General features: G+C 35.0%; 22 protein-coding genes and 1 pseudogene. 17 read left to right on the top strand and 6 right to left on the bottom strand.

Translation table 11 applies throughout. The annotated features are described in order from the left end of the window. Positions 1 to 546: 546 nt before the first annotated feature. The 4 genes from clpB to ABWU48_RS03915 are packed head-to-tail and all read left to right on the top strand — an operon-like array spanning position 547 to position 9515. Positions 547 to 3108 (top strand): ATP-dependent chaperone ClpB, encoded by a 2562-nt coding sequence (gene clpB / locus ABWU48_RS03930; RefSeq protein ID WP_353288268.1) that lies wholly within the window; start codon positions 547 to 549, stop codon positions 3106 to 3108. Positions 3109 to 3135: 27 nt separating this feature from the next. Beyond that, positions 3136 to 7860 carry an NAD-glutamate dehydrogenase gene (locus ABWU48_RS03925; protein ID WP_353288519.1) on the top strand — a complete coding sequence of 1575 codons (4725 nt, stop codon included), beginning with the start codon at positions 3136 to 3138 and terminating at the stop codon, positions 7858 to 7860. A 4-nt stretch (positions 7861 to 7864) separates the two neighbouring features. Continuing rightward, on the top strand, positions 7865 to 8161 hold the full coding sequence (locus ABWU48_RS03920) for a hypothetical protein (RefSeq protein ID WP_209472739.1): 297 nt from the start codon (positions 7865 to 7867) through the stop codon (positions 8159 to 8161). Further along, positions 8133 to 9515, top strand: coding sequence for a PleD family two-component system response regulator (locus ABWU48_RS03915; protein ID WP_353288267.1), 1383 nt, complete (start codon positions 8133 to 8135; stop codon positions 9513 to 9515). Before ABWU48_RS03920 ends, ABWU48_RS03915 begins: the two co-directional genes overlap by 29 nt. A gap of 122 nt (positions 9516 to 9637) precedes the next feature. On the opposite strand, the gene ABWU48_RS03910 is transcribed toward ABWU48_RS03915, so the two are convergent. From ABWU48_RS03910 to ABWU48_RS03895, 4 genes are all read right to left on the bottom strand, one after another. After that, positions 9638 to 9802 (bottom strand): hypothetical protein, encoded by a 165-nt coding sequence (locus ABWU48_RS03910; RefSeq protein WP_010962440.1) that lies wholly within the window; start codon positions 9800 to 9802, stop codon positions 9638 to 9640. 172 nt (positions 9803 to 9974) lie between these two features. Further along, positions 9975 to 10697 carry a DNA repair protein RecO gene (recO, locus tag ABWU48_RS03905; RefSeq protein ID WP_010082260.1) on the bottom strand — a complete coding sequence of 241 codons (723 nt, stop codon included), beginning with the start codon at positions 10695 to 10697 and terminating at the stop codon, positions 9975 to 9977. Beyond that, complete coding sequence (locus ABWU48_RS03900) at positions 10681 to 10827, bottom strand: hypothetical protein (protein WP_007548499.1); 147 nt, start codon at positions 10825 to 10827, stop codon at positions 10681 to 10683. Before ABWU48_RS03900 ends, recO begins: the two co-directional genes overlap by 17 nt. Before the next feature lie 76 nt (positions 10828 to 10903). Beyond that, complete coding sequence (locus ABWU48_RS03895) at positions 10904 to 11935, bottom strand: YhcG family protein (RefSeq protein WP_353288266.1); 1032 nt, start codon at positions 11933 to 11935, stop codon at positions 10904 to 10906. Between the two features lie 172 nt (positions 11936 to 12107). On the opposite strand from ABWU48_RS03895, the gene ABWU48_RS03890 reads away from it, so the two are divergent. Together ABWU48_RS03890 and ABWU48_RS03885 are read left to right on the top strand one after the other, a co-directional pair. Continuing rightward, the gene (locus ABWU48_RS03890; protein ID WP_353288265.1) at positions 12108 to 12728 is read left to right on the top strand and encodes a hypothetical protein; all 621 of its coding nucleotides are present in this window, start codon (positions 12108 to 12110) and stop codon (positions 12726 to 12728) included. 437 nt (positions 12729 to 13165) lie between these two features. Further along, positions 13166 to 13294: a hypothetical protein gene (locus ABWU48_RS03885; protein ID WP_255325705.1), complete on the top strand. Its 129-nt coding sequence runs from the start codon at positions 13166 to 13168 to the stop codon at positions 13292 to 13294. A gap of 131 nt (positions 13295 to 13425) precedes the next feature. On the opposite strand, the gene ABWU48_RS03880 is transcribed toward ABWU48_RS03885, so the two are convergent. Continuing rightward, positions 13426 to 13764: an outer membrane protein assembly factor BamE gene (locus ABWU48_RS03880; protein WP_006279908.1), complete on the bottom strand. Its 339-nt coding sequence runs from the start codon at positions 13762 to 13764 to the stop codon at positions 13426 to 13428. A gap of 131 nt (positions 13765 to 13895) precedes the next feature. On the opposite strand from ABWU48_RS03880, the gene ABWU48_RS03875 reads away from it, so the two are divergent. The 3 genes from ABWU48_RS03875 to tsaB all read left to right on the top strand — a co-directional run bounded on the left by ABWU48_RS03875 (position 13896) and on the right by tsaB (position 16719). Then, the gene (locus ABWU48_RS03875; RefSeq protein WP_006280119.1) at positions 13896 to 14885 is read left to right on the top strand and encodes a ribonucleotide-diphosphate reductase subunit beta; all 990 of its coding nucleotides are present in this window, start codon (positions 13896 to 13898) and stop codon (positions 14883 to 14885) included. Positions 14886 to 15013: 128 nt separating this feature from the next. Then, on the top strand, positions 15014 to 16144 hold the full coding sequence (locus ABWU48_RS03870; protein ID WP_209472733.1) for a cation:dicarboxylate symporter family transporter: 1131 nt from the start codon (positions 15014 to 15016) through the stop codon (positions 16142 to 16144). Further along, positions 16144 to 16719, top strand: a complete 576-nt coding sequence (gene tsaB / locus ABWU48_RS03865; protein WP_010962437.1) for a tRNA (adenosine(37)-N6)-threonylcarbamoyltransferase complex dimerization subunit type 1 TsaB — start codon at positions 16144 to 16146, stop codon at positions 16717 to 16719. Before ABWU48_RS03870 ends, tsaB begins: the two co-directional genes overlap by 1 nt. Here the strand turns inward: tsaB and ABWU48_RS03860 are convergent. Further along, positions 16714 to 17337 carry a hypothetical protein gene (locus ABWU48_RS03860; protein WP_353288264.1) on the bottom strand — a complete coding sequence of 208 codons (624 nt, stop codon included), beginning with the start codon at positions 17335 to 17337 and terminating at the stop codon, positions 16714 to 16716. The genes tsaB and ABWU48_RS03860 overlap by 6 nt on opposite strands. Positions 17338 to 17617: 280 nt before the next feature. Between ABWU48_RS03860 and ABWU48_RS03855 the strand changes: the two genes are divergently transcribed. From ABWU48_RS03855 to ABWU48_RS03820, 8 genes and pseudogenes are all read left to right on the top strand, one after another. Next, the gene (locus tag ABWU48_RS03855; RefSeq protein WP_010082280.1) at positions 17618 to 18328 is read left to right on the top strand and encodes a class II aldolase/adducin family protein; all 711 of its coding nucleotides are present in this window, start codon (positions 17618 to 17620) and stop codon (positions 18326 to 18328) included. 105 nt (positions 18329 to 18433) lie between these two features. Further along, positions 18434 to 18568, top strand: coding sequence for an IS3 family transposase (locus tag ABWU48_RS03850; protein WP_007548354.1), 135 nt, complete (start codon positions 18434 to 18436; stop codon positions 18566 to 18568). Further along, positions 18565 to 18699 (top strand): hypothetical protein, encoded by a 135-nt coding sequence (locus tag ABWU48_RS03845; RefSeq protein ID WP_007548509.1) that lies wholly within the window; start codon positions 18565 to 18567, stop codon positions 18697 to 18699. The genes ABWU48_RS03850 and ABWU48_RS03845 overlap by 4 nt, the downstream gene beginning before the upstream one ends. A gap of 59 nt (positions 18700 to 18758) precedes the next feature. Continuing rightward, a complete protein-coding gene (locus tag ABWU48_RS03840) occupies positions 18759 to 18905 on the top strand; it encodes an IS3 family transposase (protein WP_080717648.1) in 147 nt (48 codons plus the stop codon). Between the two features lie 255 nt (positions 18906 to 19160). Next, on the top strand, positions 19161 to 19331 hold the full coding sequence (locus ABWU48_RS03835; protein ID WP_080717647.1) for a DDE-type integrase/transposase/recombinase: 171 nt from the start codon (positions 19161 to 19163) through the stop codon (positions 19329 to 19331). 256 nt (positions 19332 to 19587) lie between these two features. Beyond that, positions 19588 to 20919 (top strand): DNA recombination protein RmuC, encoded by a 1332-nt coding sequence (gene rmuC, locus ABWU48_RS03830; RefSeq protein ID WP_038199773.1) that lies wholly within the window; start codon positions 19588 to 19590, stop codon positions 20917 to 20919. Positions 20920 to 21003: 84 nt separating this feature from the next. Beyond that, positions 21004 to 21197: pseudogene (locus tag ABWU48_RS03825) on the top strand (IS256 family transposase); the annotation flags it as partial. Positions 21198 to 21786: 589 nt separating this feature from the next. After that, on the top strand, positions 21787 to 21930 hold the full coding sequence (locus ABWU48_RS03820) for a hypothetical protein (protein ID WP_153296793.1): 144 nt from the start codon (positions 21787 to 21789) through the stop codon (positions 21928 to 21930). Positions 21931 to 21956 lie beyond the last annotated feature (26 nt).

Here is a 21956-nt window from a genome sequence, read left to right as displayed (position 1 = left end):
GTATTTCCGCCTATATGGCAAGCAAACCGCAAGGAACGCTGATGAAAATGCAGGTAAAGGATAATGGAGAAAGCGAATGCCATTTTGTAACGAAATGTATAGAATTTGTAACATTAATTCGCGTGAAAACGAGCAGATTTCCATTTGGTCCCTCGTGACAAGAAACTTTGTTAACCACTTGAGGTAGAGAAGCAGATGACCTTACCCACAGAAATGATGAAGAAATTAGGAATATTTTTTACAAAAAGGACAATACTAACAAAAGAACTTTATTCTATTTAAAATATAAAGTTACAATAAATTTTCCTGTCATCTCCAAATAAATTACATTAACTTAGTATTGTATATTGTTAATAACTTAAATAATACAACCATTTTCAGCAACAAAAACCAAAGGTCTTGAGATACAAGATATTTGTATGGTTACTATGATAGTTCCTTTTTTAAGAAAGTTTTAAATTTCATACCTAACAATAAACAACTTTAGGTTTAAATTTATGAAATCAGTTGTTATATACATCAGCAAATACGAATTTAACTGGTGTTATGGACTTAAATAAATTTACCGAAAAAGCAAAAAGTCTAATTCAAAGTGCTCAAATGAAAGCGTTGGGAGCTGGGCATCAGATTTTTATGCCTGAGCATTTACTAAAAGTGATGCTTGAAGATGAATCAGGTTTAGTTCAGGATTTGATAAACGCTTGTGGTGGAAGTGTGCAAAGTATTTCTGATGCTGTGGATAGCGCAATAAAAAAGTTGCCAGTAATTGAAGGTCCAGGAAGTGGTGGCCTTCAACTTTCAAGAGAAATAGCAAAAGTTTTTGAAGATTCAATTGGTATTGCAAAGAGAAATAAAGATTCATTTGTTGCTGTCGAGCGTTTACTGCAGGGCCTCACTGCACAAAAAGATGATACTGTAGGCAAAATTCTGGCAGAGAATGGTGTGACTCCACAAAAACTGAACTCAGTTGTTGCAGAAATGAGAAAGGGCAGCAGTGCGGACTCGCCAAACAGTGAGGAAAAATTAAACGCGGCAAAGAAATATACAAAAGATGTTACAGAGCTTGCTATGCAAGGAAAGCTTGATCCTGTAATTGGTCGTGATGAAGAGATCAGAAGAACTATGCAGGTATCACTGAGGCGGACAAAAAATAATCCAGTGCTGATCGGTGAACCTGGTGTTGGAAAAACTGCAATAGTTGAGGGGCTTGCAAATAGAATTGTTGCAAACGATGTACCACTTGGTTTGCATGATGCAAAGGTCTTAGCTTTGGATCTTGGTGCATTAATCGCTGGAACAAAGTTTAGAGGAGAATTTGAAGAAAGGTTAAAAGCAGTTATTAATGAGCTTTCGAAAGCGGAGGGAAAAGTTATCTTGTTTATAGATGAGCTTCATACTTTAGTTGGAGCAGGAGCAACAAGTGGTGCAATGGATGCCTCGAATCTGCTGAAGCCTGCTCTTGCGCGTGGAGAAATTCGCTGTATAGGAGCCACAACTTTAGATGAATATCGTCAGCATATAGAAAAAGATCCTGCGCTTGCAAGGCGTTTCCAGCCTGTGTTTATTTCTCAACCAACTGAAACTGATACCATTTCAATACTCAGGGGTTTGAAGGAAAGATATGAGGTGCATCATGGTATAAGAATTACAGACGGTGCAATAATTGCTGCTGCAACGTTGTCCAATAGATATATAACAGATAGGTTTTTACCTGATAAAGCAATTGATTTGATTGATGAAGCAGCAAGTAGGGTGAGAATTGAAATGGATAGCAAGCCTGAAGTTATTGATGAACTTGAGAGAAAGGTTATACAGCTAAAGATTGAAGCAGAGGCTTTAAAAAAAGAAAGTGATGAAAATTCTAAACAGCGTTTAAAAAAGATAAATGAGAAGGTTGAAAACCTAAATAGCAAATTTGCTGACTTGAACAGCAAATGGCAGATGGAAAAGAATAAAATAGCTAGAATACAAGAAACAGCCGAAAAATTAGATAACGCTAGAAAAGAGCTGGAATTGGCTCAGCGGAGTGGAAATTTAGGAAAAGCAGGAGAGCTGATGTATAGTGTGATCCCTCAGCTTGAGAATGAATTAAAAAATCAGGAAAAGGTTACTGATAGTTTCTTAAAGAAAGAAGTGACTGGAGATGATATTGCAAACATTGTTTCAAAGTGGACAGGAATTCCAGTTGATAACATGATGCACAGTGAAAAGGAAAAACTTCTTAACATGGAGAATGAAATAGGAAGAAGAGTAATAGGGCAGAAAGATGCAATAGAAGCGATAAGTAATGCAGTTAGGCGCTCCCGCTCTGGGGTGCAAGATACTAATCGACCTTTTGGTTCATTCTTATTCTTAGGCCCAACCGGGGTTGGTAAAACCGAACTTGCGAAAGCCTTAGCTGAATTTCTGTTTGACGATCAATCAGCGCTTCTGCGTTTTGATATGTCAGAATATATGGAAAAACATTCTGTTTCAAAGCTAATTGGCGCGCCTCCAGGGTATGTTGGCTATGAACAAGGTGGCAGATTAACTGAAGCGGTAAGAAGAAGGCCATATCAGGTTATTCTGTTTGATGAAATCGAGAAAGCAAATCCAGATATATTTAATCTATTGCTGCAAATCTTGGATGAGGGTAGACTCACTGATAGTCATGGTAAATTAATTGATTTTCGCAACACCATACTGATTTTAACTTCTAACCTTGGCGCTGAGATAATGCTAAAAGGGAATGTTGATTCTGTAAGAAATGAAGTGATGCAAATAGTTAAATCAGCATTTCGTCCAGAATTTTTAAACAGGCTGGATGAAATTATTATATTCCACAGTTTAACCAGAGATGACATCTATAAAATTATAGATGTTCAATTTTCTTATTTACAAAAAACACTTGCTAAGCGTAAACTGAGTATAAGTTTGTTGCAGGAAGCTAAAGAACTAATAGCACAAACTGGCTATGACCCTGAATATGGAGCAAGGCCCTTAAAAAGGGTTATACAAGAGTGTATTCAAAATAATTTAGCTAAATTAGTTTTATCAGGGGAAGTAGTAGAAAATGATGAGCTAATAGTGTACGCTCTTGATAATGAAATCTTAGTTAAAAAGGTTTAAGTTCACTGTGTATTTTTGTTAAAAAAAATGTGTATAGATCATAATGTTGACACTGAGTCTTTATTTAAGTTAGCTGATCAAGAAAATCAGCAAGATAAAGAAAAAATTAAAAAATTTATTAAGTATTTTTATAGTTTTGTTTATAAAAGCGACCTAAAAGCCAATGATAAGTTTTTGCTATATATTGTAAACGATGCTTACAATTTTGTTTCTCAAAAAGAGAAAGATGAAAGTAAGTTAGTAGTAAGCAATATAGATGATATACCAGGAATAGAAGGCGATTTTACCACGATTAAGATAACAAACGATGATATGCCATTTTTGGTTGACTCCGTTATTGCAACTATTAAGTCGCACGATTTAACCATATGCTATTACAGCAACAGCATAATTAACATTAAAAGAAAAGATGCCCTAATAGACGAGATTTACTCTTTGGAAGAAAGCAATGGAGTCAAAGAGTCAGTCATATATGTAATTATCAAAGGTATAAGTGACAGCTTTGTTGATACATTAAAAGAATCTCTACAGAAAACGCTGAAAGCGGTTAATTGCGTTGTGAAAGATTGGCACTTAATGCTCAAGAAACTTGATGAGGCAAGTCTTTCTGTCATCCCAGCTGGGATCCAGGAAAAGGACACGTGGATTCCAGTGTCACGCACTGGAATGACACCAGACCGAAATCAAGAGCAAAAAGATTTTCTAGTTTGGTTAAAGAATAATAACTTCGTATTTCTAGGTTATCAAGAATATATTGCTGGTAAAGATGAAAAACTCGTCTGTGACAGCAAAAAGGACCTTGGCCTGATGAGAGTAGGTCAAAGTACGTTGATTCCTTCTGCAAACCTTGATTCCCTATACATATTGAGATCAGATCTAATCTCAATAGTCCATCGGCGTACATACATGAATTGTATAGGAGTAAAAGAATTTGATGACCAGGGTAATGTGGTAAAGGAACGGCGTTTTTTCGGGCTATTTACTTCTGTAGCGGAGGTCCAAGATATTAGAACTATTCCAATAATAAGAGATAAAGTTAAAGTTATAGAAAAAAATGCAGGGTTTGTAACCGGGGGCCACAATAACAAAGCTCTAATTTATATTTTACAAGTATTCTCATGTGATGAATTGTTCCAGTCTAATGAGGAAGAATTATTTCAAATTTGTACTTCTATTATGTCCCTTGCAATAAGACCAAGAGTCAAGTTATGCTTAAGAAGTAAGGGAGCGTTTACTAGTTGTATAGTGCTGATACCGATGCGTTATGCTAGCTCCAGGCTAATGCTCAAGATAAGCAATATATTGAAGGATGAGATAAATGCAGAAAGTTCAGATATTTATAACCACCACATTATAAACGAATATGACTTAATGAAATTGCACGTGGTGCTAAAGGCTAAAAACGCTAGTGTTCCTGATGATGAAGTTTTGCGTATCGAAAACAAATTAAGGAACATTACGGAAAAATGGGAAGATCGTTTTATAGACAATTTATATAATACTTTTAGCACTGTTGAGGATATATTCATCCGTTATTGCAAGGCATTTCCAATAAGCTATCAAGAGAGTTTCGAACCTCATGACGCATATTACGATATGAAAAAATTGGAGATAGTGAGGAAAAAAAGAGTTAGCGAGGTCGATTTAAGACTTACTCGTGACAATCTTAATTATCAATTAAAGGTTTACACTTCGAGCAATGGAGGTCTAGAATTATCGAAGATATTAAGAATTACTAAGAATTTGGGAGCTAAGATTCTATCTCATAATGGCTATTACATAGAAATTAACGGCGGAATATGGATACACCATTTTGTGTTGTCAAGAGTCGATGAATTAATAGACAACATTACTCTAAAAGAGCAATTTGAAATAACACTTGCGAAAGTGTTTAGCAAGGAAATTAAAAATGACTATTTCAATAGTTTGATCATTATTGCTGGGCTCAAGTGGAAAGAAGTGCTTCTGGTTAGAGCGTTAAGTGCTTACCTAAAGCAGACGTCATTTAACTACAATCCAGAATATATCCAAAAGGTAGTCTCAGAGCATCCAAAAATAGTAAAGTATTTGATACAACTATTTCATGCAAGATTTGATCCTAACATAGACATTGATAGAGCAGAAACTACGGACATTGTCAGAGAAAAAATTGAGGAACTTCTAAAAGAGATCAGCAATGTTTCACATGATTACGTTTTGCGCTCGATATTTAACTTGATAATGGCTATTTTAAGGACCAGTTATTATCAAGACGATAAACCATATTTATCTACAAAATTTGACTCAAGTAAAATAAATGGTTTACCTGATCCTCGTCCGTATCGTGAATTGTATATTTATTCAAACCTTTTTGAGGGAATACATCTAAGAGGAGGGAAATTAGCCCGTGGTGGCTTAAGGTGGTCGGATAGGACGGAAGATTTTCGCACTGAAGTTTTGGGGCTCATGAAAGCTCAGATGACAAAAAATGCGGTTATTGTCCCTGTTGGTGCAAAGGGTGGGTTTGTAATAAAGCAAGCTTATAAAGATAAGAATATTTTAAGAGAGAAAAGTGTTGAGTGCTATAAGAGTTTTATCAGAGGAATGCTTGATATTACTGATAACGTGGTTGATGGTAAAATAATTCCACCAGAGAATGTGATTAGGTATGATGAAGATGATCCATATCTCGTGGTTGCTGCTGATAAAGGAACTGCTTCATTTTCTGATTATGCCAACCAGATAGCCTCTGAATATAACTTTTGGCTTGGCGATGCATTTGCATCTGGTGGATCAGTAGGTTACGACCATAAGAAAATGGGTATTACAGCAAGAGGTGCATGGATTGCAGCACAAAGGCATTTTTGGAAAATGAATAAGGATATTTACCAGGATGCAACTGTTATTGGAATTGGAGATATGGCTGGCGATCTATTTGGAAACGGTATGCTGCTTTCAAAAAATATACATTTAATCGGCGCATTTAACCATATGCATATTTTTGTTGACCCAAATCCTGATGCAGAAAAGAGTTTCACAGAACGTAAACGTCTCTTTAAGTTACCATTTTCAACCTGGATGGATTATAACAAAGATTTGATCTCTCAGGGTGGCGGGGTATTTGAGCGTAGCAGCAAGCAAGTAAATCTTTCTCAAGAAATGAAAAAATGCTTTGATATAACAGAAGATATGCTACCTCCAAGTGATTTGATTAGATATCTGTTGAAAGCAAAAGTGGACTTCATATGGAATGGAGGAATTGGCACGTTTGTTAAGGCAAAGAGTGAAAATCATAGCATGGTCGGTGACAAAGCAAACGATGAGCTGAGAGTAAATGGTAAGGATATTAGAGCTTCTATGTTTATAGAGGGTGGAAATCTTGGTTGTACACAGCTTGGAAGAATAGAATATGCTGAAAGAGGTGGATATATCAATGCAGATTTTGTTGATAATTCAGCCGGAGTGATATGTTCAGACCTTGAAGTTAACATTAAGATTGCATTTGTTTCAGCTATGAAAGCAGGGGGTATTTCTTTAGAAAAAAGGAATGAAATACTGGCAAGTATGGTGGATGAAGTTGCATCCAAAGTGCTTGAGAACCACAACAAAATTGAAACAAAAGCATTACTTCTTGAGTGTTTGCAAGCTAAAGAGAGATTGGAGCAGCACCACAGGTTACTGCTCAGTTTAGAAAAATCTGGGCTGTTAAACCGAAGCGTAGAATTTCTTCCAACTGAAGAAGAGATAGCAAGGATGTTAACTGGTGCAGAAGGTTTCAGTTCTCCTCAGCTCTCTGTTCTAATGTCTTATGCTAGAACAGCAATAAAAAATGAAATTATACATTCCGATCTGTCTGAAAAAGATCTTATATCTCATGACTACTTGCTAGGTTATTTTCCTAAAAAGATGGTAACAAAGTTTAAGGATTTCATATTAAAACACCAACTTCGTAGAGAAATTATCTCTACTTGCATTGCAAATGATGTAGTGAATAGAATGGGCTGTATATTCATCAATAATTTGGCTGAGAACACTGGAATTAAGATACAAGAAGCGGTTAACATATATATTGTTGTTAACCACCTGTATGATTTAAACAGCCTGTGGCAGAAAATTGATGAATTGGATGGAAAAATTGATGTTAACTCATACTTACAAATAGTGAGGAACGTGCAGAAATTTATTGGCAGAGTATCGTTTTGGTTAGTAAAAAATCTTAGCTTTGTAGAATTGGATGATGTTACAAAATTTAAAGATGCAATTGAAACTTTAGGCCATGATGTTTTAGATGAACACCTGTTAAAGGTCTATAATCATGGATACACTTCTTTAGTGGAACTTAATATAGATAAAGATCTAGCAAAAAAAATTGCTGACCTGTGCGTTCTTGCTTATGCACTGGATATTATATCTGTTGCTGAACAGACATCTTTGTCCATTCTTGATGCTGGTAAAATATACTTTGAGTTAAAGTCGCTGTTAAGATTCGATCTGATTAGAACAATTGCCATCAAGATGAAAAGCCGCTCTTCTTATTGGGATCGCAGCTTAGTTAATGATTTATTGGACGATTTAAGCAATTACCATCACAAGCTAACTGTTAAAGTCATAAAAGCTACTGATAACCCCGAAGATAAGGTTCAAACCTGGGCTTGTAATGATAAGGACTACATAGAACGTTATAATAGTTTTTTAGATGAGATGGTTACTTCTAAATTTGATTTAAGCAAATTAATATTTATAATCAGAAGGATTAAAGTACTTGCTTCATAGGAAAATGTTCAATATAGGTCTTTCAGAAATTTTAGTTGTAGCTTTAGTGAGCATAATTGTTCTTGATAAAAATAAGGTACCTGTATTTATTGATTTTATTAAGACTATATATAGGTATTTTATAATTGTAAAGTTAAAAGCTAGGAGGTTATTGAAGGATGCCGGAATTGAAGACTTATATAAAGAATGTAATGCTGAGAAAGTAAATTACATAATTGGTAAAAATGGTAAGCTTTATCCTACTTATGATATAGATAATACATCTAAAGATAATGACAGCAAAGATTCTGGTAGTAGATGATGTACTATCTAATGTCAAGCTTTTAGAAGCTCGACTAAAAGCAGAGTACTATACGGTTATCGTAGCTCATGATGGTGAAGAAGCTATAGATTTAGTAGCAAAGCAGCAGCCTGATATTATATTACTTGATATCATGATGCCAAAGATGAATGGCTTTGAAGTTTGTAAGGAGCTAAAAAATGATCCCTTGACAACCCATATTCCAATAATTATGGTAACTGCGCTGCATGATACTCATGATAGAGTGCAAGGTATTAATGCTGGCGCGGATGATTTTCTGACTAAACCAATAAACGAAACTGCTTTATCTGCACGAATTAAGTCTCTCACACGCTTAAAGATGATTATCGATGAATTGCGTTTGAGAGGAGAAACTAACGCTGAGATTGGTGGAGTCGCAGGAAACAGTATTATGGATTATTCCAATCAGATTTTTGATGCTAACATACTTGTTATAGATGAGGATGTTCATCAAGCAGAGCAGATATATAATATATTAAAGCAACACTTTAGGTCAATTAAAATACTGAGTGATCCAATGGAAGCATTGAAGGTTGGTATTGAGAATGGTTACGACCTGATCATTTCTGATATGCAATTTTCAAAAACTGACGGCTTGCGTTTGTGTTCTGAGTTTCGTAGTAAGGTGGAAACACGTTATACACCAATTCTGATTCTTTCTGAGGATTATGATAAAAACAATTTAGTAAAAGCACTTGATGTAGGTGCTAATGATTATTTAACAGTACCTTTGGATGAGGGTGAGCTAATAGCAAGGGTTAATTCGCAAGTAAAACGCAAAAGATATCAAGATGCCTTGAGAATGAATTTATTTAATAATGCGGAAATGTCTATAAAGGACCCATTAACTAACTGTTATAATAGAAGATATTTTGATGCACACTTAAGAAACATTGTTAAGGACTCTGTGGAAAAGGATAGAAGGTTGTCTCTTATGATACTTGATATAGACTATTTTAAGATAGTGAATGACAGTTTTGGGCATAGTGCTGGAGATGAACTTTTAAAGCAAATACAGAAAAGAATTTCTGAAAATATCAGAGTGACAGATTTACTAGCTAGGTTTGGTGGTGAGGAGTTTGTTGTTGTAATGCCAGATACCAATGTATCAGATGCGTATACTATTGCGGAGAGAATACGAAAAATTATTGCTAAAAAACCTTTTATACTTGCGGATAAAAATACAACCCACGATGTAACTGTGAGCATTGGAATTGCAGAAATGCAAGAATCTGACCTTGACAATATTAAAGAATTTATAGTACGTGCCGACAAATATTTATATAAAGCAAAAAACAGTGGTAGAAATAGAGTGGTTACTGGCTATAGCTAAAGTGGCTTAAGTTTGCCGACAACCGTCATTCCGCTACTAGTTAGCGGAATCTATGCTGAGATACCGCGAATGAATCGCGGTATGACGGTTCGCGGCAGCATGACGATAAGGTTTATACCTTGTCATTCCAGTGCTTGACACTGGAATCCAGTTTTCCATATAATCTCATCGAAAACGTTGTAACCACTTTCCATGCTAGTTTGCTTGTTCACAAGCAAACTTTTCTGGATCCCAGTGTCTGGGCACTGGGATGACATCATAGGGGCGCTGGGATGACACCCTGACAACCGTCGTCCCGCTGCTTGTTAGCTGGATCTATGCTAAGAGATACCGTGAATAAATCACGGTATGACGGTTCGCGGTGGCATGACGATAAGTTCGTCATCCCGCTACTTGTTAGCTGGATCTATGCTAAGAGATACCGCGAATGAATCGCGGTATGACGTAGGACTGCTAAAATTAAAGCGACAACATGAGGTTTCTCAGCTCTGGAAATTTCACGTTTAACTGCAAAAATAGATACTTATTTAAAAAATATCCTGTGACTTTCAGTCCTAACTGAAATTCTTGGAATGAGTAGCTGTTTTGTAGGTTATTATTGTATACATCATGTAACATTTGTGGAAAAGGTAGGAGTTTATCTGCATAATAATCTCCTACTTTTTTTGACACTGCTCTACCAGTTTTTGGAGAAATAAATTGTAAATTTTCCTTAACACCTGTTACAGCGCATTTGGATAAGTCTAACTTGAATCCCAATTGCGTAAGAAGCAGAAGCTCTAAGTTAAGATAATGGCTTTGCCAAGACTGATTGTTGTGTTTAATTACATCGATGAAATATCGAAAATTGTCATACAGCATGGCACAGGGTTCACTTTCTGGAAGCACTTTTTCTAAAATAGAGGAGAAAGAAACAATAGTAATGCTTTTTAACCTATCTTGAAAGAAATGATGGAATGGAGATTCGATTAATTCGCACTTAAAAAAACCTAGATTTTCAGGTAACTTAGCACTCCATTCTGCATGTAATAGATTACTTATCTGAAACTTATAATTGCTATTGTTTGTTAGCTTAGTTAATCCCCTGCGCTTTCCATGATTTTTTGTAAACAGAGAAAGAATTAAGTTTTTATCGCCGTATTTTTTAGCAGCTATAATGATGCCTTCATCTTTCCATCTCATTTAGAGTGTATTGACCGTATGATATATAGGATAGTGCACCTAGAGCGTGTAATCCATAAAAATCACTTACTCCGTTACTGTTTGCTTCCAAAGTTTCAAGGCTATGAGAGAGTAAGTTATTGGCTGCCACTCTTCTTCCTGAGCCTGATGCATTTCATACTGAGCTTTTGGTTTGCTAAATAATTGTTTGAATGATTTTAGTAACATTACTTTTCCTCGTCTGAAATTTTGGATAATTCAGCTTCTAATTCTTCTATCGTCGGTAAAGCTGTTTTTATGTTCTCTGGTAGATTTTCAGTTATTCGATATTCTGCTAGCCCTATTGGCTTGTTCATGTCTCGGAGTGTATATTTAGCAAGTACATCGTCTTTAGATTTACATAAGATTAACCCTATAGAAGGTTGATCTGTCGAGTGCTTCAGTAAATCATCAACTGCAGAAAGATAAAAATTCATTTTACCAGCATATTCCGGCTTAAAATCCTTATCTTTTAGTTCAATCACTACGAAGCAACGTAACTTTAAATGATAGAATAATAAATCAATATAAAAGTCTTTATTACCAACATCTAAATGAAATTGTCTACCAACAAATGCAAATCCTTCACCGAGTTCTAACAGAAATTTTTCCATATGCCCTACGAGTCCTTTTTCTACTTCTCTTTCATGAGCATCCTTACCTATACTTAAAAAATCAAAAATATACGGATCTTTTAATGTGTAATGTGCTAGATCGGATTGTGGAGATGGTAATTTTTCTTTAAAATTAGTTATTGCTTTTCCTTGACGTTTATGTAGTCCAAGTTCTATCTGCATCACCATAATGTTACGTGACCAGTCATGTTCAATAGCTTTTTTTACATAAAATAATCTTATTTCATGACTTTCTATTTTTTCCAAAAGAGTGATATTGTGATACCAAGTTAATTGTGCAAGAGGCTCCTGCACAAATTCAACATCAGGATATTCTTCGGCAAACTTACGCATATACTTCAGATTTCTCATGCTAAAGCCTTTCATTTCTGGAAATGTACTTCTCAAATCCTTACTTAATTGATCAATTACCTTAGCTCCCCAGGTATGTTCTTTTTGGCGTTTTAGGATCTCTGTACCAATATGGTGGTAAAGCAAAATAAGCTTACTATTTACTGCAAGTGCTGCTTTATAACGGTTTGTTGCAATATGATCCTTCAATTGCTCTAAAAATTCTGTATATTCTTTTGCTATAATTTTTGTCATACGGTTCCTTTTAATCCATTATACAATTCCTTTGTCTGTCGAGAAGACAATCTTCCGCTTGCCTTCAGCTTTGAAGGGATTCCTTATTGACTTCAAACTCGTCCATCAACTAAAATATATTGACTTTACGTGCAATATTAGCTTTAAACCAGTAAAACAAGCTGCTTAACATATGCGTTTTTTCTATTCGAGTTATATTCTTTTTTTGTCTTTATGTTGTTTTTTGCTTTTTTCGTTATCTTCAACAAAAGCCCAAACGAATGATACGTTAGCTGTTCCTATACCACAAAGGAAAAAAGAAATAGTTGAGCACACTGTTGTAGCACAACCGAGGCAAATTATCGAAATGCAAGAAGAAGTCATTATTAACGAGGGTAAAGAATTCATTCCAATTCCAAAAAGAAAAAAAAGTGTAGAGAAAAAACTAAGAAGGGATGTTAGAGGGGCAAAAAATGAAATAGGAAACGAAAAAAGCATTGAGAGCAAAAAGGATGAATTAGTTGTAACAGAAATTATTAACTCTATAAGAGACAAGCTCACAAAATGCTGGAGCATTCCTGAAAGCATAGCTTACAAAGAAAATTTTAATATAAAAATTAACTTATTGTTATCCAGTCAAGGCGAGATAATTATGGCGGATGTAGCAGACAGTGATTCCTATCGAAATAATCCACTTTTCAGGTCGATAGCAGATAATGCAATGCGTGCAGTATATAAATGTAGCCCATTGACCGGCTTGCCTACTCAGCACCACCACATTTGGCGTGAAGTAACACTAGATTTTATTCTATAGCTAAAGTAATTCTATAATTTAATAAGCCCACTGTATCCGTTCAGGATAGCAGCAAGGTAGTATAACCATAGAGTAAAAGTGAGTTTACAACAAATGGTGTCATCCCAGTGCTTGACACTGGGATGGCTTTGTTGCATCGCTACTTATGAAAGGCTAACTATAGTTAGGATTATAAGCAACCTATTGAAAATCTTGTTTTTTTGCAATCAATCTGATCAAATTTAAGAATAGTAATTTGTTATTTATATTAATAAATTTAATTCTATTGAAAATAGCTAAAGCATTGAAATTCTTGAATTTTAGCCGGATTGGTAAATGGTAGTGAAATTTCTTTTACTCAAATTTAGGTATTCATTGACCGTTCTTGTTATAAATACCAGAATAATAAGCTACTGATATTCCCTATCTTTTTTATCTTTAATCCATCATAGCTAGCGATGCAACAAAGCCCACTGGGATCCAGTTTTCTTTACAAATTCACCAAAAGTGCTTCATTCTATAACGCAAAACCCATACTTACCAAACCCAATGCATTACTTGCAATTAAGTTTCCTGGATCCAAGTAGTCTGGGCACTGCCGTCATAAAGGAACTAGTGTCAGCTACTTTCATGACACCCTTCTGGTAGGCCCAAATCGCAATGTTCGTACAGTTATGGAATGAACCGCGGTATGACGTAGGAAGATCTGAGCAAACTTTCAATCAGAAACAGCCAAAGATCTCTCTAAGATGTCAGTTTCTTTTGTATCTTCAACTTTACCGTCCTGGTCGAATGAAATTTGCAGAGACTTACTACTATACTTCCTTTTTCCTAAAAAATTGGCTTGTTTAATTTTATATGAGACATAGTACCAAACATTGTCATCGAACTTTGATACTAATGTTGGTGATCCTAAAGTGTGAACCACTTTTTCTTTATCGTCACCTACTTTTATCTTGCTCCACAATTCAACACTAATGCCAGGAGCTCCGTGATTGTGAATAGTGTGAGTGCAGCTCACTGTAAATAATAAAATAAAAGATATTAATACTCGCATTTCTGTTGATAAATTACTTGAAGCTATAATACACTAATAAATTATCTGCCGTCAAATTTCAAAAAAGTTAAATTGACTGATTCTCAATATCACTTAATATAATATTTACTTTAGAAAATAATAGGTGTCTTATGTCATTGTTAGAAGCAGATCCAATATACAAACCTTTTAATTACCCTTGGGCGTATGATGCGTGGCTGCAGCAACAAAGAATCCATTGGATACCTGAAGAAGTTCCGCTCGCTGATGACGTGAAGGATTGGAAAACTAAACTTTCAAGTGTAGAAAAAAATCTACTAACCCAGATCTTTAGATTTTTTACTCAGGCAGACATTGAAGTAAATAACTGCTACATGAGGCATTATTCAAATATATTTAAGCCAACAGAAATATGCATGATGCTTGCAAGCTTTTCCAATATGGAAACCATACACATTGCAGCTTATTCTTATCTTTTAGACACAATTGGCATGCCAGAAAGTGAGTATCAAGCATTTTTAAAGTATGATGCTATGAGAAAGAAATATGAATATATGTTGGAATTCGAGGAAAGCAAAAAACACGATAAAAAACATGTAGCTAAAACTCTAGCAGTGTTTGGTGCATTCACTGAAGGGTTGCAGTTATTTGCATCATTTGCAATTTTGCTCAATTTCCAACGTTTTGGAAAAATGAAAGGAATGGGGCAGATAATCGCCTGGTCAGCCCGTGATGAAACTTTGCACACCAATTCAATTATCATGTTATTTAATACATTTATTAAAGAGAATAATGAAATTTGGGACAACGAGTTTAAAGAGGAATTATATTCTGCATGTCGCACCATCGTTGAACTTGAGGACGAATTCATAAAGCTTGCCTTTGATTTAGGAGATGTTGAAGGACTATCCGCAGAAGAAGTGCGCAATTACATACGCTACGTAGCAAACAGACGGTTAATGCAATTAGGTCTTGAGTCCATATATGATGTCAATGATAATCCTATTCCGTGGCTTGATGAAATACTAAATGGCGTTGAACATACGAATTTCTTTGAAAATAGAGTAACAGAGTATAGCCGCGCAGCAACTCAAGGCACGTGGGAAGAAGCTTTTACTGAAAATGACACGAATAATAAGTGAATGCTAATTTCACTCTTTTTTGTCATTCCACTTTCATTACACCATTTGCTGTGCAGTTTAGACAGTTTTGCTTTACTTAACAACTAACTTACCATATATATGTCCATAGGACATTGGTATATAAGAACGTGCTACAACTATTAATCTTACTCACGGTCATCACTTCAGCTGCATTCTTTGGTCATTTAGTTCCAATGGAAGTAAAAACCTTCTTGTACTCAACGAGCCTTAGTATAAAAGAGGTTTTGCTATTTATAATGCCTTTTATTATTTTTGCGTTAATCTTTAGCAGTGTTAACAATCTTAAGCAGTCAGCTATAAAGTTCATATTGTTACTTATTATAATGATCTTCTTATCGAATCTGGCTTCAAGTTTAATAGCTTATTCTGTTGGGCATTTTATCATACAAAACACTTATTCAATACAAGATATAACGTATGAAGAAACAATTGTTCCCTTATGGTCGTTTAGACTGCCTGCATTGCTTTCTAATTTTTATGCCCTTGCTTGTGGATTTGTGTCCAGCATAGTAGTGTCCACACTGCTACCCAAAAAAAGCAGAGAGCTTTCGAACAAAATGTTAGATTTAACTCTCTTTATTTTGAAGACGTTTTTGACGCCGATTATTCCAATATTTGTACTTGGGCTTGCTTTAAAAATGCAGCATGATCAAGTTTTATCTATAATATTTAAGGATTACTCAATAATTTTCATTATTATAGCATCTGCAACCTACCTTTATGTTTTCCTCTTATATGGAGCAGCAAATTCATTCAAGATCACAAGCTGGATAGCTAGTATAGGCAATATGATACCGGCATTTATTACTGCAATGAGCACAATGTCTAGTAATGCAACTATGCCGCTTACTCTTGAAGGAAGCAAAAAAAATGTAAAGCAACCTGACATAGCATCGTCTGTTGTGCCAATAACTGCTAGCTTTCATTTAGTAGGTGATTGCTTTTTTATTATAATATTATCAATGATAATTGCCTCCGGTTATTCATTGTGCACAACAGACTATGTAACTTTCCTTCTCTATTTTTTGTTATTTAAGTTTGCTATCGTGGCAGTTCCGGCAGGAGGAATTATGGTAATGCTACCTATTCTTGAGAAATACCTCAAATTTTCTCCAGAAATGCTTTCGTTAATCACAGCACTGTATATAGTGTTTGATCCAATAATCACTTCAGCAAACGTTATAGGTAATGGTGCCTTTGCTATAATGTTTACAAAACTCTATGATAAGCTTAAGTAATGTCTATTTTAGCGATTGATACTGTAGGTATTGGTAGTTCAATAGCAATAGTTGATTATGATGGTAACTGTTTTGTAGAGCACAATTCCGCCAGCAACAATCATGCAGAATCATTTTTTCAAATTCTGAATACTTTGTTTGATAAGCACAACTATAATTATGATAAAATAGATCATTTAGTGGTAGTAGTTGGACCAGGAAGTTTCACTGGAATTAGAGTTGGTATATCAGCTGCACAAGGTATAAATCTTGCTACAAATAAGCCATTATACGGAGTTAGTGCGCTGGAAGTTCAAGCCTACGCAATATCTTTGCTTTGTACGAATAACAAAAAAAATATCAGAGCTATAGTCAAAAATGCTCAAGGGTTTTATACGCAGTTATTTGATTTCAATTTATTGCCACTATCTGCACCTGGATCCCAGTGTCACGCTACAAGCAGTACACATATGGATTGCAATTTAAATGCTAGCCATGCAGGGCTATTAGTCCGTTATAGATTAGAGAACAAGCAAAAATTAAATGAAGTTGAAGCTCTATATTTAAATGAGCCTCAGTATATGAAATCATTATAGACTATTCTTTCGCGTACATGCAATGTTACTAAGCTTGTGCATCTGGTTTACTATCTCTTGAGCTACTTCTTTTATACTCATATCTGAATTTTCTATCTCTATGGCACTTGGTAGTATAAATAAATCGTCAGTCCTAAATTTCTCTACAATGCTATTTAGATTAATCACCTTCCTATTTTTTCTTTGCCTTTTTAATGCAATACGCTTTTGTAATGTCGGTAGATCACACCTAAGTACCACAGGAAGGATTTCTGTGTTCATTTTTTTACTAAGCCTTACTATTGAATCATACATCCTCATGTTCTGGTCATTATTTTCCATCAACTCATCAATAAATATGTAATTTTTTGAGTGAATCGGATAATTTTCTATTACCTGAAGCATAATTTGCATAATGCCATATATTCTATCTTGAACTTCTTTAGGTATTTGATCACGTTCAAAGACACCATCGTATATAGAGCAAGCTTGAACATTGTTATAGAACTTACTATTTACAATTAATGCGTTTATCATATTAGATAATTCTATTGCTGTGGAAAGTTTACCACTTCCCGAAAGACCAGAGAGATATATGAAAAATCCTGCTGGCTGTTTTTTTGTGTTAATATTTACCATATTATTTTCAATCTTGAAACTTACATTTATAATAACATAAAAATGAAGCTTTAAAACATATGAAATATTATATAGAAAATTATTTTTGTAGTTGAGATATTATGTAATTTAAAAACATAAATTCTGTATATAAACTCTATAATAACGATAACTATTTTTAAGCAAGCTACAACACAAAAGTGTTTGGTATTCAGAAAGCAAGACAGAGTGGCATAGACTTATTAGTTTACTACAAGTCTCTTTTCGCGTATAAACCTTCAGAAGATTCTAACAGAGGATTGTGTTGTTAACAAAGAGCAGAGTAAAAAGGGATCTAGTCTATGCCTATCAGATTTTGTCCTACCTTAAGTTCGATGATCATACATATACTCACCTTTCAGTGCGTTCTGAAGATCAAAAGTCGTTTTATATTTATCCATTTGGTATGCGTTTTGATGAAGTAGATGAACGTTCGTTAATGAAAGTATCATTTGATGGAGATGTAATTGAAGGCAAAGAATATCAATATAATAGAACTGGCTATATAATTCATGGTTTTGTTTATCAAGCAAGGAAAGATATTCAAGCAATTTTTCACTTGCATACACCTTCTATTGTAGCGGTTTCTTCTCTCAAAGATGGGCTGCTTCCTATAAGTCAATGGGCACTGCACTTTTACAATAAAATCTCTTACCATAATTATAATTCCCTAGCACTTAGCGATACAGAAGGAAAGAGGTTAATAGCTGATCTGAAAGAAAATTTTGTCATGTTAATGCGTAATCATGGATCTATAACGTGTGGTCGGACTATACAAGAAGCAATGTTTTACTCGTATCATTTAGAACAAGCGTGCAAAACTCAATGTTTAACGTTAGCAATGAATAAGGAGTTATCAATTCCAAGTGAAGAAATTTGCTCAAAAGCTGTAAAGGATCTCCTATCTTTTGAAAGCAATCTTGGTGAGAGGGATTGGCACGCATGGGTTAGACTAATTAAAAGTAAGTTGTAAGAGACTTTCGCACTACTATCTGTCATCCAAGTAGTGACCTTACCCAGAAAAAGTAGAGAGAAAGTTAAGACGTTTTTGGAGTAAAATAAAACGTTTTTTCAAAATATGACAAATAGAAGAGAATATACAGCAGAATTCAAATTAGAAGCTGTTAAGCTGGTTAAAGAAACAGGTCAAGCAAGTACAAAAATAGCAAAAGATCTAGGTATAGATGGCAGTATGTTAAGTAAGAAAATATGATGGAAAAATGTCTGGAGCATACGCATTTCCAGGCAAAGGCTCCTTATGACAAAGAAAGATTTGATCTAAAAAAAGAGCTAATAAGAGAAAGAGACATCTTAAAAAAAGCCCTGGGCAAAGAAAAAGAGTAAAGTATTCTTTTATATAGAAATTGCTATAAAACACAGGAACTATGTAGGGTTTTGTACTGGTGGTATGGGTTGCTAAGGAAAAAAGCAGTAAAGAATTAGCAAAAGAAGGGCTTCTAGCAGATATTCAAAAAATACATCAAGCTTCTAAATGCAGATATGGAGCCCCTAAAATTCACGCTGAATTAAAAGCTTTAGGCAAAAATTAAAACAGTACAAAGTGTTATGCAAGAAAATGGCATTAAAGCTAAGTTTAGACGAAGGTTCAAAAATAAAAAACAGCAAATAAGCAACCGAGTTGTGGCTCCGAACACATTGGATCAAAATTTTACTACTGATCAGCCAAATAAAGTTTGGGATTACCTACATAAAAACTAAAGAAGGTTGTTGGCGGCAATAATTGACCTATATTCACGCATGGTGGTTAATGAGTAACATGATAATTAGTTATAGATTCTTTATTGATGGCCGTTGATAAACGCAAACCCGATAAAAATCTGCTGTTACATAGCGATCAAGGGTCACAGTATACCTCTCAAAATTACCAATTTCTATTGAATACAAAAAACATCATTTCCAGCATGAGCCATAAGGGCTGTTGTTACGATAACTCTGTTGCAGAAAAGTTCACTTAAAAGGGAGCTGCTTATTGATACTTCTCGCTCAACAAACCAGAACTACCATATTTGAATACATAGAAATCTTTTATAACAAATAACGTAGACATTCTACTATTAACTATTGCATTCCTGCACAATTTATTCTCATGATAAAAACGTCTTAACTTTCTCTCTACTTTTTCTGGGTAAGGTCACCTCTTTAGGTGCTCCTTTTTTCTTTCTTATACACACAAAAATCATATAGAATTGTAAATACAGCTTTTTTATTCTGATGCTTTTCAATTCTATAGCTCTGGTTGTCTCTCTATTACTATTTTTCTACATTATCGTAAAAAAACTGAGCGAAAAGAAAGCAAACCTTGAGGGTAATTTATGTAAATTAGAGCAAGAACTTCAAGAAACAAAGCAAACTTTGCTTACGAAGAATGAAGAAATAGTTGATTTAAGGGTCAAAAAAGCAGAACTTGAAGTAACTCTGCAAAAAGAACGTGAGGAAAAGAAAAAGGAAATAGAATTACTAACAAAAGCAGAGGAGAGATTAACAAACACTTTTAAAGCGCTCTCTCTTGATGCTTTGCAGACAAATAACAATAATTTTCTGAACTTAGCAAAGGAAGTAATCGATAGTAAATTAAAAGAAACGGAAAGCGATTTCAAAAAAAGACAAGCAACGATCAACGAAGTTGTAACTCCAATAAAAGAAAAATTAGAAAAATTTGATAATGAAATACGCGAGCTGGAAAAAGAGAGGGTAGGGGCCTATGAAGGTTTAAAGGAGCAAATTGGAGCGCTGATGAACCAAACTTCCAGCCTTGCTAATGCCTTGAGAAAGCCTCACATCAGAGGAAAGTGGGGTGAAATGCAACTCAAAAGGGTGGTAGAAATGGCGGGAATGATTGAATATTGCGATTTTTTTACTCAGCCGTCAGTGGTTGATAAAAACGAGGATAATTTATTGCGTCCTGATTTAATAATCAAAATGCCATCTGGAAAGCAAATAATAATAGATGCTAAAGTGCCGCTTGATTCTTACATGGATGCTATATCACAAAATGATTTGCAAATACAAAAGGAGAAATTAAAGAATCATTCCCTGGCAATAAAAAAACACATAAATGATTTGGGTAAAAAAGAGTATTGGAATCAATTTGAAAATACGCCAGAACTTGTGGTGCTTTTCTTAACAGGGGAGGGGGTTTTTAGCGCAGCACTGGAATATGAGCCTGCTTTGATAGAGATTGGAGTGGAAAAAAAAGTGATCATTGCAACACCGATCACTCTAATTGCGTTGCTGAGAGCAATAGCGTATGGATGGAAGCAAGAGATGATAGCTGAAAACGCAAAGAAAATCAGTGAACTAGGTCATATTTTATATGAGCGCATTTGCACAATGGGTGAAAACTTTGATAATTTGCGCAGGAGCTTAAAAAGTGCTGTTGATCATTATAATAAAACTGCTGGCTCTCTTGAAGCAAGGGTGTTTCCTGCTGCTCGAGAATTCAATAAGCTTGGTATACATGCAAAAAATAAAAGTTTAAGTGCTGCAAAGGAATTAGAGTCTTTACCACGCAGTTTACATACTGAGGAGCTGAAAGTAGATTAGGCATCTTAACAGGGAATGTTCAAAAAAGTGTGTCAAACCAAAAAAAAAGTAATAAATTGATATAAAAAAAATGGAGGTTTGACAATGAGTCAGAAAGTAGTAAACAGAACTACCGGTTTGGTAGATTACAAAGAACTGGAACAAATATACTGTCATCAATAAGGGAAGGCAGACCATTAACAGGAAGGGATGGAGCATTTACACCATTTATAAAAAAGCTGCTGGAGGCAAGTTTGGAAGGTGAAATAGAAAATCACTTATTAGCTGAAAGTGAAGAGAGGGTTTGGTTGGAAGAAGTGGAGTAGCGAATGGATATACAAAACGCTGGGTCTATATTCAGACTATAGAATAAGGTATTACAAACCGAAAGCATCACCAGCACAATATGTTATAAACTTTGGTAAAGAATCTGCTAGGAAAGCGTAGTGCGGATGCTGCGTTTGACGAGGCGGGAGCTGGAAACGTTAACATGGGAATTTGGATTGAGGCCTATTGTGAAAACAATGGATCAGCCACCAAACCCTAAAGTAGGCGCGCCAGTTCTTGACCCTACATATTTTTTTGAAGGTTAAATCCAGCTTAGGGTCGAGAAACTTAGATAAAGCCATAGCCAAAGTGTTTAAAAATATTAATAATTATACACACAATTATTCAACCATATTTTTGAAGATAGCTATGCCGCCGCGGTATCTCTTAGCCGCTAACAAGTAGCGGGATGACGATTGTTGGTAAATCTAAGTCAGTTTAGCTATAGGCAGCAATTTTCTGTATTTATTTTAAATTGAAGGAAGCTCAAATGAAAGATCATGTTTTGCTAAAAATCACAGAATGCAGTCTAACAGTGAACGGTTACGCTTTTGATCAAAAATGTTGTATAGTACACAATCAATTTTTCTGGATCCAAGTAGTCAAGGCACTGCCTTTGTGTTTGAGGCAAAATCGGCTATAACACTTAACATACTGCCTTTGCAAACAAATGTTCGTACAGTTATGTGTCAGCTACTTGCATGACGCCATTGCCTGAACGGGTACCAATG

Source organism: Wolbachia endosymbiont (group A) of Tromatobia lineatoria (genome assembly GCF_964028565.1).
GTDB lineage: Bacteria > Pseudomonadota > Alphaproteobacteria > Rickettsiales > Anaplasmataceae > Wolbachia > Wolbachia pipientis.
The sequence above is the reverse complement of the archived record's forward strand: the minus strand, read 5'-3'. Positions and strand labels throughout refer to the sequence as shown.